Below are 14,333 nucleotides of genomic sequence, written 5' to 3' on the forward strand. Positions count from 1 at the left end.
GCGTGTAGGCACCGCGCCGGCGCGGCTGGGACTATGCCGGTGCCTTGGCGTCCATCGCCATGGCGCGGGCATAGTCTTTGGCCGCCTGCACCACGTGGGTGACGGCGCGGGCGATATCGTCCGGCGGCTCGCCCTCACGGTCCAGGGCGCCATCCTCCGTCGGCACGCCGCGCACCAGGGCGCCCAGCCGCACTGTGGCGGCCTCGCAATAGCCGATGCGCCGGGCGTCGGGCGGGCCGGGGATGGTGCGCTCATCCAGCCAGGCGACGGTGGCGGCGCCCGCCAGGCGGCGCAGCGTCTCCAGCACCGCCCCGGCCTCGTCCAGGTGCGCCTTGCGTCGGCGGCCCTCCAGCACCATGCGCTGGCGCGTGACCTCGGCCGCCGTGCTGGCCAAGCCGGCGGCCCGGCGGGCGGCGTCGATTTCGGCATAGGGCGTCTGGCCCGCCCGGACCACCAGCGTGGCGTAGCGCATGTTGGCCTCCACCGCCGCCGCCAGCTTGTGGGGGAAGCCCTTGGGCTCCCGCTCCGGCCACAGGACCAGGCAGCCAGCCAGGCCGATGAAGCTGCCCAGCGTGTTGTTGAAGGCGCGGGCCAGGGCGATGCCCTCGCCATGGGCGTTCAGGCCCGGATGCAGCAGGTCGGCCACCAGCACGAACAGGGGTGTGAGGAAGGTGACGAACAGGCTGTAGCTGACGGAGCGCAGGGCGATGGTGGCGGCCGCCAGGGGAAAGATGGCGGCCAGCAGCGCGAGGGGCGTGGGCAGGGCCACGGCCAGGAAGGCGGCCGCGGCGCCGCCGATGACGCTGCCCACCACGCGTTCCAGGGTGCGCGGCCAGGTGGTGGCCGCCTGCGGCTGCATCACCACCACCGCCGCCATGGTGGCCCAGTAGGCATAGGCGACATCGAGATAGGCGGTGACGGCGTAGGTGGCCGTCACCACCAGGGCCACGCGCAGGGCGTGCCGCGCGATGGGGGAGGAGGGCGCCAGGGCCAGGCGCAGGGCGCGGGCGGGCGTCAGGCGGCGGCGCGGCGTCTCGTCATTTTCAGGCACAGTGGCCAGCGCGCCGTCATCCACCGGCGGGGCCCAGGCGCGGGTCAGGTCGGTCAGGGCCTGGGCGCAGACCTGGGCCACGCGACCCACCAGGTCATGCGCCGGCCGGGCGACGCGATCCAGCACCTCCGCCTCATACACCACCAGGGCGCCGTCGGGGGCCGAGCGCATCACCTGGCGGCTGGTACGGGTCAGGGCGGCGCGCAGCTGGCGCAAGGGCAGCGTGTCGGCATCGGTGGGCGTGCCGGCGGCATGCGGCTCCAGGTCATAGCCCAGCGCGATCAGGCCGGCGAAGATGCGTTCGCCCGCCTCGATGGCGGCCAGCAAGGCGCGGCGGATGTCGCGCCCGTTGCCGCGGCCGGCGGAGAAGCGGCCCACGGCGGCGCGCGCCCGCTCGATGGTGTCGCGCACCGCGCGGCGATGCTCGGCGGCATGCGCTTTCCAGCGCGCGTCCTGGGTGGCGCCGCTGGCGTGCAGGGCCAGCAGTTCGGCCGTCATGTCGCCCAGTTCGGCATAGATCGCGGCGACGGCGCGGCGGGCGGGGGCATAGGGATGGATGCGCCAGAGCACCAGGCACAGGGCCACGGCCCAGCCGCTCCCCGCCAGGAAGACGCCGGACAGGCGCAGGGCGTCCAGGGGCGCCATGGGATAGCCCACGGCCACCACGGCGACGCAGCAGGCCAGCACGCCCACTTGGGTGGCAGCGGGCCCGTAGACGCGGCTGAGGCAGCAGAGGAACAGCGCCCCGAATAGGGCCGCCGCCGCCCAGACGGTTCCCAGCGCCGCCACGGCGCTCATCACGCCCGCCATGGCGGTGCCGATCAGGGCGAAGCCGCCCATGGCCCGTAGGCGCACGCCAAAAGGTCCACCAGGATCGGCCAGGCAGGCCCAGAAGGCGGCGAAGGCCGCCCAGGACAGGATGGGCCGGTCCAGGTACAGCGCCAGCGTGACCATCAGCGCCACCGCAGTCGCGGCGCGCAGGCCTTCGGTGATGCCGATCTGCTCCGGCGTCAGCGCGAACGAGCGCGCCTGCAGCCAGCGCGCGAGCCGGGCCAGCGGTGAGGAGCGGTCGGTGGGCACCGTGTGGGCGTGGGACATGGAAACTCAATTAGGCGAACGGGTGGCCAGGGCAACGGTATCTCAAACCCGTTCGCAGATGCAGCATTGGTGTGTGCAATGCGGTATTGCCAAGGACGAAGGCGAAGGCCCTCGTCAGGTTGCGGCGATCCTCTTCTCCAACGCCGCCTTCACCGCCGCCACCGGCGCCGTCCAGTCTCCCAGGCGGGTTTGCCGGAACAGGCGCAGGGACGGGTACCAGGGGCTGGTGTCGCCGCTGTCGTGCCAGCGCCAGTCGGTAGTGGGGGACAGCAGCAGGAAGGCTGGGATGTTCAGCGCGCCCGCCAGGTGGATGCAGGCGCTGTCGGAGCCGATGACCAGGTCCAGTCCGGCCACCAGGGCGGCGGTGTCGGCCCAGTCGCGGATGGAGGCGGCGGCGTCGCGGATGCGGCCGGGGGGGATGGCGGGGTCGGTCAGGGCGGCCTTGGCCGGACCCATCTGTAGGCTGACGAACTCCACGCCCGGCACGTCCAGCAGCGGCAGCAGCGCGGCCAGGCCGGGGGAGCGCCAGCGGTCGTCCGGGAAATCCGGATTGCCTTGCCAGAACAGGCCGATGCGCAGGCCCCGCTTCGGGCCCAGCATCTGCGCCCAGCGCAACTTGCGGCCGGGGTCGGCCTTCAGATAGGGGCCCGTCCAGGGCACGGCGGCGGGCGTGGGGCAGAAGCGGCCGGGCAGGTCCATCAAGGGCACCTGGGCGTCCCAGGGCAGCGGTGCAAGGGAGGTGGTGCCCGGTGCCGGCGTTTGTGCGTCCACCACCACGGCGCCATACCCTTGCGCCGCCACCAGGGGGGCCAGGCCGGCCGGCACCTCGATGGTCAGGCGGGCGCCGGCGGCGGTCAGCTGGGGCAGGAAGCGCAGGCACATCAGCGTGTCGCCCACCCCTTGCTCATGCCACACCAGCAGGCGCAGGCCGGCCGGTGCGCCTTGGGTCCAGGCGGGCAGCCCCTGGTGGCGGGGCGGCTTGGCGGCGGAGGGCCAGCGCCAGCGATAATGCTCGAAGCCCTCGCGGTAGCGGCCCAGGCGCAACAGGCACAGGGCCACGCCGAAATTGGCCACCGGGTCCTGCGGCGCCAGGGCGGCGGCGACCTGGAAGGCGGCCAACGCCTCCTCCGACCGGCCCAGCAGGCGCAGCAGGACGCCCAGGTCGCGGTGGGGCAGCAGGGCGTCCGGCCGGCGGCGCGCCGCCTCCACCAGATGGGCCTCCGCCTCCTCGAAACGGAACAGGCTGGTCAAGGTGCTGGCCAGGGCGCAGCGGGGCAGGGGGGCGTCGGGGGCGGCGCTGACGGCGCGGGACAGCAGGCTGACCGCCTCGGCCACGTCGCCGGCGCGGCGCTTCAATTCCCCCATGTTGTTCAGGGCCAGGGTGTTGAAGGGATCGCGCGCCAGGATGTGGCGGTACCAGGTCTCCGCTTCGCCCCCCCGGCCCAGCCGTTCGCACAGGCGGGCCAACTCCGTCACCGTGGGCAGATCGTCGGGCGTCCGCTCCACGCAGGCGCGCAAGGCGTCGGCGGCGGCCGACAGCCGCTCCAGCCGGGCCAGCAGGCGGGCCATGTTGCGCAGGGCGTCGGCATGGCTGGGGTTCAGGCGCAGGGCCTGGGTGTAGGCGGTCAGCGCCTCATCCGTGCGGCCCAGCGTGTCCAGCACCTGGGCGTGGTTCGCGTGGAAGTCGGCCACGCCGGGGCGCAGCGCGATGGCCCGGGCGATCAGGGGCTCCGCCTCCGCCGCCTGTCCCGCCTGGGCGGTGGCGACCCCCAGCAGGTGCAAGGCGTCCGGCTGCTCCGGCTCCTGCGCCAGCAGCGAGGAATAGAGCGCGCCGGCATCCGCCAGGCGGCCCGCCCGGTGATGCTCCAGCGCCACCGCCAGGACCTCCCCGACGGTGCGCATACTCCGGGTCCTGACGCGTTCCTGCTCCATGGGTTTAGTAATACCTTGCTCCCAAAGGATAGGCCACCCCGCCCCCTGCGGCGCAAGGGGATGGGGTGCGTTATGGGGGACAAGAAGGCTGACCTGTCGCGACCACATGACTACATCGCCGGTGAGACCGGCGAGGATGTCGCGTTGCGCCATATGGAGCGGATTGGCGCCTTCCGCGCCGGCCTCAAGACCATTCCCAACCGTGGAACGGCGCGGGCGGATATCCGGCCGGGCTTGCGCATGGTTGGGGGCCGACCGATCCACGGTCATCGCGTTCCATGCGCAGGGACTAGATGTGGTGATTGATCGGATGCTCTATCGTGGGCGCGCGCTGGATCGTTAATCTCCATTCCACTCTTGAGCCCACTTTCCCCGGAAGGCCCCCATGCCCCCTGAAGAAGATCTGCGTCGCATCGCCTTGCAGGAACAGCGGCTGGTGTTCGAGCGCTTCGGGCAGGATGAGGCCTGGACCCTGGGCGTGTGGCTGCGCCAAGCGGGGCTGGAGCGGGGCGGGGCGCTGGTGGTCGATGTGTCGCTGCACCGCCAGCAGCTGCTGCGCCTGGCGGTGGGGCCGGCCACGCCGGACCATGACGACTGGATTCGCCGCAAGCGAGCCACCGCGCTGCACTTCGCCCGCAGCTCCTACGCCATCGGTCTGGGCCTGGCGCAGCAAGGCACGACGCTGGAGGTCAAGAGCGGCCTGCCGCATCGCGACTACGCCAGCCACGGCGGCGCGGTGCCCCTGATGGTGAAGGGCGCCGGCTGCATCGGCGCGCTGACCGTTTCCGGCCTGCCGCAGCGTGAGGATCACACGCTGGCCATGGCAGCCCTGGCCCATGTGCTGGGCCGCGACATCAGCGATATCGCGCTGGACTGAAGTACAACCCGAACAGCGGCGCACGTCGCGCCGCCGTAGGCCGCGACTGCGGCCACCGGAGATTCCGGGAAGCGTAGCGGACTGGAAATCGAGGAGAACGGGCGCGGACGCGTCCGTTAACGGTCCAGGGTGATCGGCCCGTCACGGGTGGTGCCCGTGTTGGCCTCGGGCGCCTTGGTCAGGGTGTCGCCCCGGCTGCGCTTTTCCTCATGCTTGCCGTAGATCTTGTCCAGGCGCTCAAACTCCGCCTTGTGGAAGGCCTCGACCTCCTCCCGGTTGCCGAACTGGGGGGCGGTGATGATGATTTCGTCGATGGGGCCATCGGTGCGCGGCGGCTCGACCGCGTCGGGATCCTTGGGCGGGGCGGCCACCTTGACCACCGAGGTGGGCAGGCCATTCTTATCCAGGCCCGGCTTGGGCGCGTCAGGTCTGGGCGGCGCGTCGGATTGAGTCGAGGGCGCGGTGGCGGGCTGCTGGGCCGGCGCCGTCTGGGCCCGGGCGGGGCCGGCAAGGACCGTCAGGGCGAGCGCCACCGTGCCCAGCAGGGCGGGCAGGGGACGGGCGGTAGAGAGCCAATTACGGGCGAACACGGGAAAAACTCCGCAGCGACGGTCATATAGCTTACCACGTGGGACCGCCCTGCCAACTGTTGCCTGCCCAACGACCGTGCGCGCGTCCGTTGCAGACAGGGCAGGGGTGGGGTGGTTGAAAAGCGGCCATCCGCCGCCTCGCGGTACCGCGACGGGTGAAGGATGGCGAACGCCAAGGGTTAAGGCCAAGGGTTAAGGAGAGGCTGGTGCCGGTCTTTGATGAGTATATCGGTATCGACTGGACGGGGGCACTGCCCGCCCGGGGTATCGCCATCGCCCGCGTCCGGCCGGATGAGGGCGCGGTTCACCTGGTGCCGCCGCCCGGCCGGCACTGGAGCCGTCGCGAGGCCATGGACTGGGTGGCCCAGCGCCTGGCGGACCATCACCGCGCCGGCGTCCGCGCCCTGGTCGGCATCGATTGCGGCTTTTCCCTGCCTTATGTGCCGGACGTGGGCTACCTGGATGGCCGCGCCGCCGGGGTGGACGACATGGCGGGCCTGTGGGACCTGGTGGATGAGGCCGCCGGCGACGGCATTGGCGCCGATGACTTCTGCGGTACCCCGGCGCTGGCCGATCCGCGTCTGGGCCCCAGCTTCTGGCTGGCGGGACGGCGGCCCGCGCACTGGACGGATGCGGAAGGTGGCGGCAAGCGGCGCCGGGTGGAATTGGTCGCCGCCCGCACCGGCGTGGGCACCCCCGTCTCCGTCTTCAACCTGGCGGCGGCGTCCAAGCAGGTGGGCAAGGCCTCGCTGGCCGGCATGCGGTCGCTGCGCCATCTGAAGCGGCGCCTGGGTGATGCGCTGGCGGTGTGGCCGGCGGAAGCGCTGACAGGGCCGGACGGCGCCGCCCGGTCGGTGGTCACGGAAATCTATCCCACCCTGTTCCGGCGCCGCGCGCACGGCTTGGCCAAGATTCGCGACCACGGCGCCATGGCGGCGGCGCTGGCCCAGTTGGGGTGCCATATGGGCAGCCATGCGGGGGCCGGGGTGCCGGCGGCCTTTGATGACCACGCCGGTGATGCCATGATCGCCGCCGCCGGCATGATGCGCTGGGCGCCTTTGGACGATGTCTGGGCGCCCAAGGGGCTGGACACCGGCACGGCGCGGCGCGAAGGATGGATTTTTGGCGTCACCGGCGATATGTCGGGGGACGCCACCGCCATTGAGAGCAGTGCCGTCGCCAGGGGTAGGGCCAGGGGTGGGGCCAGGGGTGGGGGATGAACCAAGTTATCGTCGTCGCCGTGGGCGGCGCCTTGGGCTCGGTCCTGCGATACCTTACGCAGGTTTGGCTGGGGCGTTGGCTGGGGCTGGATTTCCCTTGGGGCACCCTGTTCGTGAACGTCGTGGGCTCCGTGCTCATGGGCGTGCTGGCAGAGGCCGCGGGCCGGGTGTGGCATCCTTCGCCGGAGCTGCGCGCCTTCCTGGCGGTGGGCATACTGGGCGGGTTCACCACCTTCTCATCCTTCTCGCTGGACATCGGCACGCTGGTGTCGCGGGGGGATTGGCCGGTGACGATGCTGTATTTCATGGCGACGCTGGTGGTCGGCGTCGGCGGTCTTTTTGTGGGCATGGCCCTGGTACGTGCGGTGATGTCATGAGTGATGAGGGTGGCCGTAAGGTCGAGGCGCGGACCGTGACCGCCGACGAGGCGGAGATGCGCCTGGACCGCTGGTTCAAGCGGCATTTCCCGGCGCTGAGCCATATCCAGCTGGAAAAGCTGCTGCGCACCGGTCAGGTGCGGGTGGATGGCGGCCGCGTCAAGGGCGCCACGCGGCTGGAGGCCGGGCAGTCCGTGCGCATCCCCCCCATGCCCGACCTGGCGCCCCTGGCGCCGGGCGCCGTGACGCGCAAGGAACGGCCGGTCTTGTCGGACAAGGAAGTGAAGGCCCTGCGCGATGCGGTGCTGTACCGCGATGGCGACGTCATCGTCCTGAACAAGCCCGCCGGCCTGGCGGTGCAGGGCGGTACCGGCCAGAACAAGCACCTGGATGCCATGCTGGACGTGCTGATGTTCGACGGGAAGGAGCGGCCCAAGCTGGTCCACCGCCTGGACAAGGACACCAGCGGCTGTCTGGTGCTGGCCCGCACCAGCTTCGCCGCCACCCGCCTGGCCGGCTATTTCCGGGGCAAGGAAGCACGCAAGTACTACTGGGCCGTCACCGTGGGCGTGCCCAAGCAGTACCAGGGCAAGATCGACGCGGCCCTGGCCAAGGAAGCCGGCACGCGCGGTGAGCGCATGGCGGTGGACGAGGATGAGGGCGCGCGCGCCGTCACCCTGTACCAGGTGATCGAGAACGCGCACCGGCAGGCCGCCTTCGTCGCCCTATGGCCGTTGACCGGCCGCACGCATCAGCTGCGCGCCCACATGGTGGCCATCGGCACGCCCATCCTGGGCGATGGCAAGTACGCGGGGCAGGAGGCCTTTCTGCCCGGTGGCGCCGAGCTGCCGCGCCAGTTGCATCTTCACGCCCGTCGCATCGTCATCCCCAACCCGCGCGGCGGCAAACCCATCGACGTGACGGCCAACTTGCCACCGCACATGGCCAAGACCTGGGAATATTTCGGCTTCGATATGAAAGACGGCGATCCCTTCGCCAGCTACGTCTGACCTCATGTCCGCCTTCAACCGCCTGGCCCTGTTCGATTGTGACGGCACGCTGGTGGATAGCCAGCACGCCATCATCGCCGCCATGGCCGCGGGCTTCGCCAGCCAAGGCCTGACGCCGCCGACCGATGAGGCCGTGCGGCGCCAGGTGGGCCTGTCGCTGGAGGTCGCCGTGCTGGGCCTGCTGCCCGAAGGGGTGGGGGCGGGTGCCGTGGCCGGCATCGTCGCGGCCTACAAGAACGCGTTCTTTGCGAACCGGGCCAACGGCATCGCGGAAGAACCGCTTTACCCCGGCCTGGTGGCCGCGCTGGATGCCTTGGAGGCGGCGGGTTTCCTGTTGGGCATCGCCACGGGCAAGTCGCACCGGGGCCTGGTCGCCACGCTGAACCATCACGGCCTGGGCGGGCGTTTCATCACCCTGCAGACGGCCGACCGTGCCCAGGGCAAGCCCGCGCCGGCCATGGCCCTGCGCGCCATGGCGGAGGCGGGGGCCGATCCGGCCACCACCGTGGTCATCGGCGACACCAGCTACGACATGCAGATGGCGCGCAGCGCCGGGGCCGCCGCCCTGGGCGTGGCCTGGGGCTATCACGCGCCGCAGAGCCTGCTGGCGGCTGGTGCCGCCCGCGTCTGCCACGATTATGCCGAGGTGCCGGCGGCGGCCGCCGCCCTGGTGACGGCGTGAGCTAGGAACAATCTGATGAAGCGGATTTACAAGACGGTGGCCGTGGTGCCTGGCATGCATGGTGGCTGGCAGGTTCAGCTGGACGCCCGCATCCTGAAGTCGCCGGCCAAGGCCGACCTGGTGTTGCCGACCGAGGCGCTGGCTCGGGCGGTGGCGGCGGAGTGGGATGCCCAGGGCGACACCGTGGTGCCGGACTCCATGCCCATGATGCAGCTGGCGTCCACCTGCGTCGACCGGGTGGGGCCGCAGCGCGCCACCATCCTGGATGGGGCGGCCGCCTATGGCGGCACCGACCTGCTGTGCTACCGCGTCGCCGAGCCGGCGACGCTGGCCGAACGGCAGGGGCGCGCCTGGCAGCCGCTGCTGGACTGGGCGGCCTTGCGCTATGACGCCCTGCTGCAGACCACCACCGGCATCATGCACCGGGCCCAGGACCCGGTGGCCTTGAACGCGCTGAAGCGCGCGCTGGAGGCACTGGACGACTGGCAGCTGACCGGTGTGCAGAACGCCGTGGCGCTGACCGGATCGCTGGTGCTGGGCCTGGCCCTGTTCGAGGGGCGCATCGATGCCGACCAGGCCTTCGACCTGGCCGAACTCGACGAGTCGTTCCAAATCGAGCAGTGGGGCGAGGATGATGAGGCCAGGGACCGGCGCGCGTCGCTGAAGGCCGACCTCGCTGCCAGTTTACGTTACCTGGAGTTCCTGAAGGCCTGAGTCGGCGGCCATCAGAAAACATTGGAACTGGGCGCGCGGCGCCCCCTTATATGCGGTGCAACAACCGTTCCGCCCCGCATACCAAGGATCCGTTCCCCCATGACCTTCGACCAGCTTGAAGCCAAGATGCGCGCCTCGCTTTCCCAATTCACCGGACTGGGCGCCAAGGTGAAGTTCGACTTCGGCACCGACGGGGCCCTGTTCCTGGATGCGACCAAGGTGCCCACCGTGTCGCGCGACCCGGTGGACGTGAACACCACCCTGAAGATCTCGCTGGCCGACTTCGTGAAGCTCAGCGAAGGCAAGCTCAGCCCCACCCTGGCCTTCACCTTCGGCAAGCTGAAGGTCCAGGGTGACATGGGCGTGGCCCTGAAGCTGGCCGGCATGCTGGACGATTGAGGGCGCGACGCCATCAGCGGCATGAAACCGACCCTCATGCCGCTATAGGCCACGACCGTGGCCGCCGCAGATTTCCGGGGAGCGCCACCGGACTGGAAATCGAGGAAGGCAAGCCGGCGGATGCCGGCTCCCGCCGCTTGAGGGATAATTGACTTAAGCGGGCGTGATGGCCTGGGCGAAGCGGAAGAGGGAGGTTGGGTCCACCGCTTCCTTCACCTTTTGCAGATCCGGATAATTTTCCGCGTAATAGGCGGCCTTCCAGTCCTTCAGCGAGGCGTCGGGGAAGTTCTGGTAGGCGCCGCCGCCCGTGGTCAGCGCGCGTACGCCGGCATAGAATTTGTCCTGCCAGGCCAGGTTCTCCGTGACCAGGGTGGGGCTGTCCTTCAGCGCCCACCAGTTGACTTCGCTGGAGAACAGCCAGTCGTATCCCCGGTGGACGAAGGCCGTGTCCTTGCGGCCGACCTTGTTGACGGCACCACCGACCTGGAAGAACTTGAAGGCCGAGGCCATGCTGGTGCCCGGCATGGCCTTGCCGCTGGCGATCAAGTTCGCCACGACGGTTTCCGTCAGGTCGCTGGTGTTCAGGAAGGTCGACTGTTCCCGGTAGTAATAGGGGAAGGTCTCTTCCGACAGGATGTCCTGCGCCTGCCAATAGGGCATGTCGGCGTGGATGCTGCGTTTCTCCGCCTGCTCCCACAGCCAGGGGCCGAACAGCTCCGGCAGGGGCGGGGTGCCGGCATGCGCCTGGCCCAGGATGGAAACGCTGAGGCCCTTGCCCAGCGCGCGATCCTCGCGTGACGGCACGGTCACGGAAATCTTGCTGCCGAAGCCGTTGGGGGCGGTCTGCAACTGGTGCAGCAGGCCGTGCAGCACCCGCTCCAGATCCCGGGTCCAGGTGATCTCGAACACCGTGACGGTGCTGACGGGATAGGTTTCCACCGTGAAGCTGGTGTTGATGCCGAAATTGCCGCCGCCGCCGCCCTGGCAGGCCCACAGCAATTCCTTGTGGCTGTCCGCGCTGGCGCTGACCCGTTCCCCATCCGCCAGCACCAGCTCGGTGCCGCGCATCAGGTCGGACCCGATGCCATAGAGGCGCATGTTGAAGCCGATGCCGCCGCCCAGCAAGAAGCCGGCGGCGCCCACGCCGTCGCAGCGGCCGTGGGTGACGGTGCGGCCCATGCGCTCCAGCGCCTTGTAGACCAGGCTGTTGATGGTGCCGCCCCGGATTTCCACCCGCTGGTCATCCAGCTTGGTGATGCCGGCCATGGGCGACATGTCGATCAGCAGGCCATGGGTGGTGGAGAAGCCGGCGTAGTTGTGTCCGCCGGAGCGTACGGCAAAGGGTGTGTTGGTCTTCTTGGCCCACTTGAGGCAGGCACTCACATCCTCCGCCCTGGTGCAGCGGGCGATGCCGGCCGGCCGCGTGGCGTAGCGCAGGTTGTTGGGTCGGGAATAATCGCCAAAGAACGGGTCGTCCGGCAGGACCACGTTGCCCTTCAGCTCGCGCGCCAGGTCGGCCCAGGCGCCCTTGCCGGGATTGTGCGTCTGTGGGTGCAGTTCCACGCCGGGGTCGGCCAGAAACTGCTGCGCCCTGACCGGCATCGGTAGGCTGGCGCCCACCGCCAAGGCGCCCAGCCCTTTGAGGATGGATCGCCGCGCTGTCGCCGTCTCGAATGCCCCCACCACGCACCTCCCCTTAACCGAGAATTACTTATCTAGTAATTCTCCTATTTGGGCCGGCGTTGCAAGGGGTCAGCGCTTGAGGCTGAGCCAGACGTTATGGCCGTCGTGGAAGGAAGTGGCCTCCACCGTTTCCCCCGCCATCAAGTCCAGCGGCCGGCGCGGCAGGTAAAGGCCGGGCTGCCAGCCGGACGCCTCGGTGGGGGTGAGGGGGCTGTTCTCGAATTCCACCCCATCCCACAGCTTCAACCATATCCACTGCAGCAGGCCGACGCAGCGGCCGTCGGCGGTCACCGGCACGGCCAAGTGGCCGCGCCAGCTTTGACCCGGCTGGGGATCGGCCAGGTCCACGGTCAGGGCCTGGAAGGGGGCGGACAGGGGCGTGAAGGGCATGATCCGGTCAAGCCGAACGGCGCGGGGGGCCAGGCGGTTGAACTCGTCAAGGTCGAAGCCGCAAGCCTCCTCCACGAAGAAGGCCCGCTCCATCGCCCGGCTTTCGGCCAGCAGGGCGCGCACGCCACCGGCCTGGGGGATGATGCGTGCCTCGGGCGTCAGCAACCGGTCCCTGGCGTCGCGCACCGCCGACAGCACCCGTTCCGACAGCAGGTCGCTGGACAGGATTTCAGAGACCAGCAGGTCGGCCGGGCGCGGCAGATCCTTGCCCACGGTCACGGTGCCGGACGGTTTGGCGATGACGGTGACTCGGTCGGCGTAGCCGTTGGTGGCGATGATGGCGCGCGCCGTCTCCGCGATGACGGGATCGGCCTCGCAGGTATAGACATGGGCGGCGCCGGCCCGGGCCGCCATCATGGCCAGCAAGCCGGAGCCGGTGCCGATCTCCAGCACGATATCGCCCGGGCGCACGGCGGCGGTGATGGCGGCCTCATAGGCCGCGTTGCGCTCGATGTCGTTCATCATCGGCACGTGCCAGCGCGGCGTCAGGGCGGTGCGCAGCTTGGCCAGTTGCAGTTCCGCCTCGATGAAGTCCGGCTTCAGCTCCAGCGCCGTTTCCGTATGCACCACCGCTTCCGCCAGGCGGCCCAGGTCGCGCAGGGCCGCCGCCAGGTTGAAGCGGTTGATGGGATCGTCCGGCTCCGCCGCCACGGCGCGGGCGAAGCTCTCCGCCGCCTCGTTGGCGTGGCCCAGCTTCTGGTGGCAGAGGCCGATGTTGAAGTCGCGGCCCCGCCAGGTGGGGTCCAGGCTGACGGCCTTGCGGAAGGCGTCCAGCGCCTCCTTCCACTGGCCCAAATGCTTGCGCACCGTGCCCAGGTTCCAGTGCACGGCCGAGGCGCGCGGCAGCATGCGGGCGACCTCGCGGTACACGGCCTCCGCCTCCGCCCAGCGGCCCTGGTTCTGGTGCTCCACCCCCTGGGCGAACAGTTCCTCGGCGGGGACGGTGGGGCCGGCGGGCGGCTTGGGAGGCTTGGCCATGGGGGCAGGCGGTTCCTAAAAGGGGAGGGAGGGTCAGGGCTTCAGGCTGCGACCGAAGCGGGTGCTCCAGTCGCCGCCGGGGCAGGTCAGGTCGCTCTCGGCCTTGCAGAAATGGTTGGTGTAGGCGGTGAACTGCGCGCGGGCGATCACCCGGTCCAGTGGCACGAACCCCAGGTCGGGATAGGGGAAGCGGCTGTCCTGGCTGTTGTCGCGGTTGTCACCCATGAGGAAGACATGGCCGGCGGGCACGGTATAGACGCCGGTGTTGTCGGCCGGACCTTCATCGCTGCGCTGCAGGACGGCATGGCGGGCCAGGCCGCCGTCGGTGGCCGGCAGATCCTCTACATATTCCGTCACATGCACGGTACGGCCGTGGTCGTCGCGATAGTCGTAGGCGCCCGTCTCATGCCGGCTGATCACCTGGCCGTTCAGCACCAGCCGGCCGTGGGCCAGTTGCACCGTGTCGCCCGGCAGGCCGATGACCCGCTTCACCAGCGCTTCCGGCGCGCCCTCCGGCTTCAGCACGACGATGTCGCCCCGCTGCGGCAGGTGGGACAGCAGGCGGCCATCGGCAGTGGGGATGAACCCTTCCGGCAGGGTGATATCCGGGGAATGGCGGCTGTAGCCGTAGGCGTACTTGGCGGCGATGAAATGATCCCCCACCGCCAGGGTGGGCAGCATGCTTTCCGATGGCACGTAGTAGCTGCCGAAGGCGAAGGCCCGGAAGGACAGGACGCAGACGCCCCAGATCAGGATGAAGCGACCCCATTCCAGTACCGCGCGCCGCATCGCCTTCCTCCGTTCCCTGGTCGCAGGCCCACCGGGCCGTTGGCGGCGATGATGCCGAAGGCCGGCCGGCCTTGTCCATCGCGGCGTTGGCGCGCCCGATGACTGACGCTATATCCTTGGCCCCGTTGATCCTTCGCCCCTGTCTTCTTAGACCCGCCTACTTCGATGATGGAGCCTGCCATGGCCGAACCCGCCGACCGTGTCGCCACCCATGTCGTCCTGCGGGGCCGGGTCCAGGGCGTCTTCTACCGCAACTGGACGGTGGAGCAAGCACTGGAACTGGGCCTGGACGGGTGGGTGCGCAATCGGAACGACGGCACGGTGGAGGCGCTGTTCGCCGGCCCGCCCGCCGCCGTGGCGGACATGGTGACCCGGTGCCATCGGGGCCCCACCCATGCCCGGGTAACCGAGGTGGACGCCACGCCGGGCAGCGATCCCGGCGCCACCGGCTTCCACAAGCTGCCGACGGTTTAGCGCTTACCG

The 14,333-nt window shown here is 70.1% G+C and carries 14 protein-coding genes; 8 read left to right on the top strand and 6 right to left on the bottom strand.

Features of this window, described 5'->3' with window-relative positions; genetic code table 11:
- Nucleotides 1-31: 31 nt before the first annotated feature.
- Nucleotides 32-2,149 carry an FUSC family protein gene (locus FBZ89_RS19190; RefSeq protein WP_145751471.1) on the bottom strand — a complete coding sequence of 706 codons (2,118 nt, stop codon included), beginning with the start codon at nucleotides 2,147-2,149 and terminating at the stop codon, nucleotides 32-34.
- Between the two features lie 114 nt (nucleotides 2,150-2,263).
- Nucleotides 2,264-4,051, bottom strand: coding sequence for a tetratricopeptide repeat protein (locus FBZ89_RS19195; protein ID WP_186457440.1), 1,788 nt, complete (start codon nucleotides 4,049-4,051; stop codon nucleotides 2,264-2,266).
- Between the two features lie 415 nt (nucleotides 4,052-4,466).
- On the opposite strand from FBZ89_RS19195, the gene FBZ89_RS19200 reads away from it, so the two are divergent.
- Nucleotides 4,467-4,958 (top strand): heme-degrading domain-containing protein, encoded by a 492-nt coding sequence (locus tag FBZ89_RS19200; protein WP_145751473.1) that lies wholly within the window; start codon nucleotides 4,467-4,469, stop codon nucleotides 4,956-4,958.
- 116 nt (nucleotides 4,959-5,074) lie between these two features.
- Here FBZ89_RS19200 and FBZ89_RS19205 read toward each other — a convergent pair whose 3' ends face one another.
- The gene (locus FBZ89_RS19205; protein WP_145751474.1) at nucleotides 5,075-5,548 is read right to left on the bottom strand and encodes a hypothetical protein; all 474 of its coding nucleotides are present in this window, start codon (nucleotides 5,546-5,548) and stop codon (nucleotides 5,075-5,077) included.
- Between the two features lie 206 nt (nucleotides 5,549-5,754).
- Here FBZ89_RS19205 and FBZ89_RS19210 point away from each other — a divergent pair, with 206 nt between their 5' ends.
- The 6 genes from FBZ89_RS19210 to FBZ89_RS19235 all read left to right on the top strand — a co-directional run bounded on the left by FBZ89_RS19210 (nucleotide 5,755) and on the right by FBZ89_RS19235 (nucleotide 9,950).
- Complete coding sequence (locus FBZ89_RS19210) at nucleotides 5,755-6,768, top strand: hypothetical protein (RefSeq protein ID WP_145751475.1); 1,014 nt, start codon at nucleotides 5,755-5,757, stop codon at nucleotides 6,766-6,768.
- Nucleotides 6,765-7,145: a fluoride efflux transporter CrcB gene (gene crcB / locus FBZ89_RS19215; RefSeq protein WP_145751476.1), complete on the top strand. Its 381-nt coding sequence runs from the start codon at nucleotides 6,765-6,767 to the stop codon at nucleotides 7,143-7,145. The genes FBZ89_RS19210 and crcB overlap by 4 nt, the downstream gene beginning before the upstream one ends.
- The gene (locus tag FBZ89_RS19220; RefSeq protein WP_145751477.1) at nucleotides 7,142-8,155 is read left to right on the top strand and encodes an RluA family pseudouridine synthase; all 1,014 of its coding nucleotides are present in this window, start codon (nucleotides 7,142-7,144) and stop codon (nucleotides 8,153-8,155) included. The genes crcB and FBZ89_RS19220 overlap by 4 nt, the downstream gene beginning before the upstream one ends.
- A gap of 4 nt (nucleotides 8,156-8,159) precedes the next feature.
- Nucleotides 8,160-8,837, top strand: coding sequence for an HAD-IA family hydrolase (locus FBZ89_RS19225; protein ID WP_145751478.1), 678 nt, complete (start codon nucleotides 8,160-8,162; stop codon nucleotides 8,835-8,837).
- A 15-nt stretch (nucleotides 8,838-8,852) separates the two neighbouring features.
- Nucleotides 8,853-9,551 (top strand): ATP12 family chaperone protein, encoded by a 699-nt coding sequence (locus FBZ89_RS19230; RefSeq protein WP_145751479.1) that lies wholly within the window; start codon nucleotides 8,853-8,855, stop codon nucleotides 9,549-9,551.
- A 99-nt stretch (nucleotides 9,552-9,650) separates the two neighbouring features.
- Nucleotides 9,651-9,950: an SCP2 sterol-binding domain-containing protein gene (locus tag FBZ89_RS19235; protein ID WP_088871739.1), complete on the top strand. Its 300-nt coding sequence runs from the start codon at nucleotides 9,651-9,653 to the stop codon at nucleotides 9,948-9,950.
- A 153-nt stretch (nucleotides 9,951-10,103) separates the two neighbouring features.
- Here FBZ89_RS19235 and FBZ89_RS19240 read toward each other — a convergent pair whose 3' ends face one another.
- The 3 genes from FBZ89_RS19240 to lepB all read right to left on the bottom strand — a co-directional run bounded on the left by FBZ89_RS19240 (nucleotide 10,104) and on the right by lepB (nucleotide 13,850).
- Nucleotides 10,104-11,633 carry an FAD-binding oxidoreductase gene (locus FBZ89_RS19240; RefSeq protein WP_145751480.1) on the bottom strand — a complete coding sequence of 510 codons (1,530 nt, stop codon included), beginning with the start codon at nucleotides 11,631-11,633 and terminating at the stop codon, nucleotides 10,104-10,106.
- 69 nt (nucleotides 11,634-11,702) lie between these two features.
- Nucleotides 11,703-13,061 (bottom strand): tetratricopeptide repeat protein, encoded by a 1,359-nt coding sequence (locus tag FBZ89_RS19245; RefSeq protein ID WP_145751481.1) that lies wholly within the window; start codon nucleotides 13,059-13,061, stop codon nucleotides 11,703-11,705.
- Between the two features lie 33 nt (nucleotides 13,062-13,094).
- Complete coding sequence (gene lepB, locus FBZ89_RS19250) at nucleotides 13,095-13,850, bottom strand: signal peptidase I (protein ID WP_145751482.1); 756 nt, start codon at nucleotides 13,848-13,850, stop codon at nucleotides 13,095-13,097.
- Between the two features lie 180 nt (nucleotides 13,851-14,030).
- Between lepB and FBZ89_RS19255 the strand changes: the two genes are divergently transcribed.
- On the top strand, nucleotides 14,031-14,324 hold the full coding sequence (locus FBZ89_RS19255) for an acylphosphatase (protein ID WP_145751483.1): 294 nt from the start codon (nucleotides 14,031-14,033) through the stop codon (nucleotides 14,322-14,324).
- Nucleotides 14,325-14,333: the final 9 nt, after the last annotated feature.

This window comes from Nitrospirillum amazonense (genome assembly GCF_007828045.1).
Lineage (GTDB): Bacteria > Pseudomonadota > Alphaproteobacteria > Azospirillales > Azospirillaceae > Nitrospirillum > Nitrospirillum amazonense_C.

Excerpts from the sequence above, each read along its gene's own strand:
- FBZ89_RS19255 (WP_145751483.1), top strand. The coding sequence starts at position 14,031 with ATGGCCGAACCCGCCGACCGTGTCGCCACCCATGTCGTCCTGCGGGGC.
- FBZ89_RS19200 (WP_145751473.1), top strand. The coding sequence starts at position 4,467 with ATGCCCCCTGAAGAAGATCTGCGTCGCATCGCCTTGCAGGAACAGCGG.
- FBZ89_RS19245 (WP_145751481.1), bottom strand. The coding sequence starts at position 13,061 with ATGGCCAAGCCTCCCAAGCCGCCCGCCGGCCCCACCGTCCCCGCCGAG.
- FBZ89_RS19220 (WP_145751477.1), top strand. The coding sequence starts at position 7,142 with ATGAGTGATGAGGGTGGCCGTAAGGTCGAGGCGCGGACCGTGACCGCC.
- FBZ89_RS19225 (WP_145751478.1), top strand. The coding sequence starts at position 8,160 with ATGTCCGCCTTCAACCGCCTGGCCCTGTTCGATTGTGACGGCACGCTG.
- crcB (WP_145751476.1), top strand. The coding sequence starts at position 6,765 with ATGAACCAAGTTATCGTCGTCGCCGTGGGCGGCGCCTTGGGCTCGGTC.
- FBZ89_RS19190 (WP_145751471.1), bottom strand. The coding sequence starts at position 2,149 with ATGTCCCACGCCCACACGGTGCCCACCGACCGCTCCTCACCGCTGGCC.
- FBZ89_RS19235 (WP_088871739.1), top strand. The coding sequence starts at position 9,651 with ATGACCTTCGACCAGCTTGAAGCCAAGATGCGCGCCTCGCTTTCCCAA.
- FBZ89_RS19230 (WP_145751479.1), top strand. The coding sequence starts at position 8,853 with ATGAAGCGGATTTACAAGACGGTGGCCGTGGTGCCTGGCATGCATGGT.
- FBZ89_RS19195 (WP_186457440.1), bottom strand. The coding sequence starts at position 4,051 with ATGCGCACCGTCGGGGAGGTCCTGGCGGTGGCGCTGGAGCATCACCGG.
- lepB (WP_145751482.1), bottom strand. The coding sequence starts at position 13,850 with ATGCGGCGCGCGGTACTGGAATGGGGTCGCTTCATCCTGATCTGGGGC.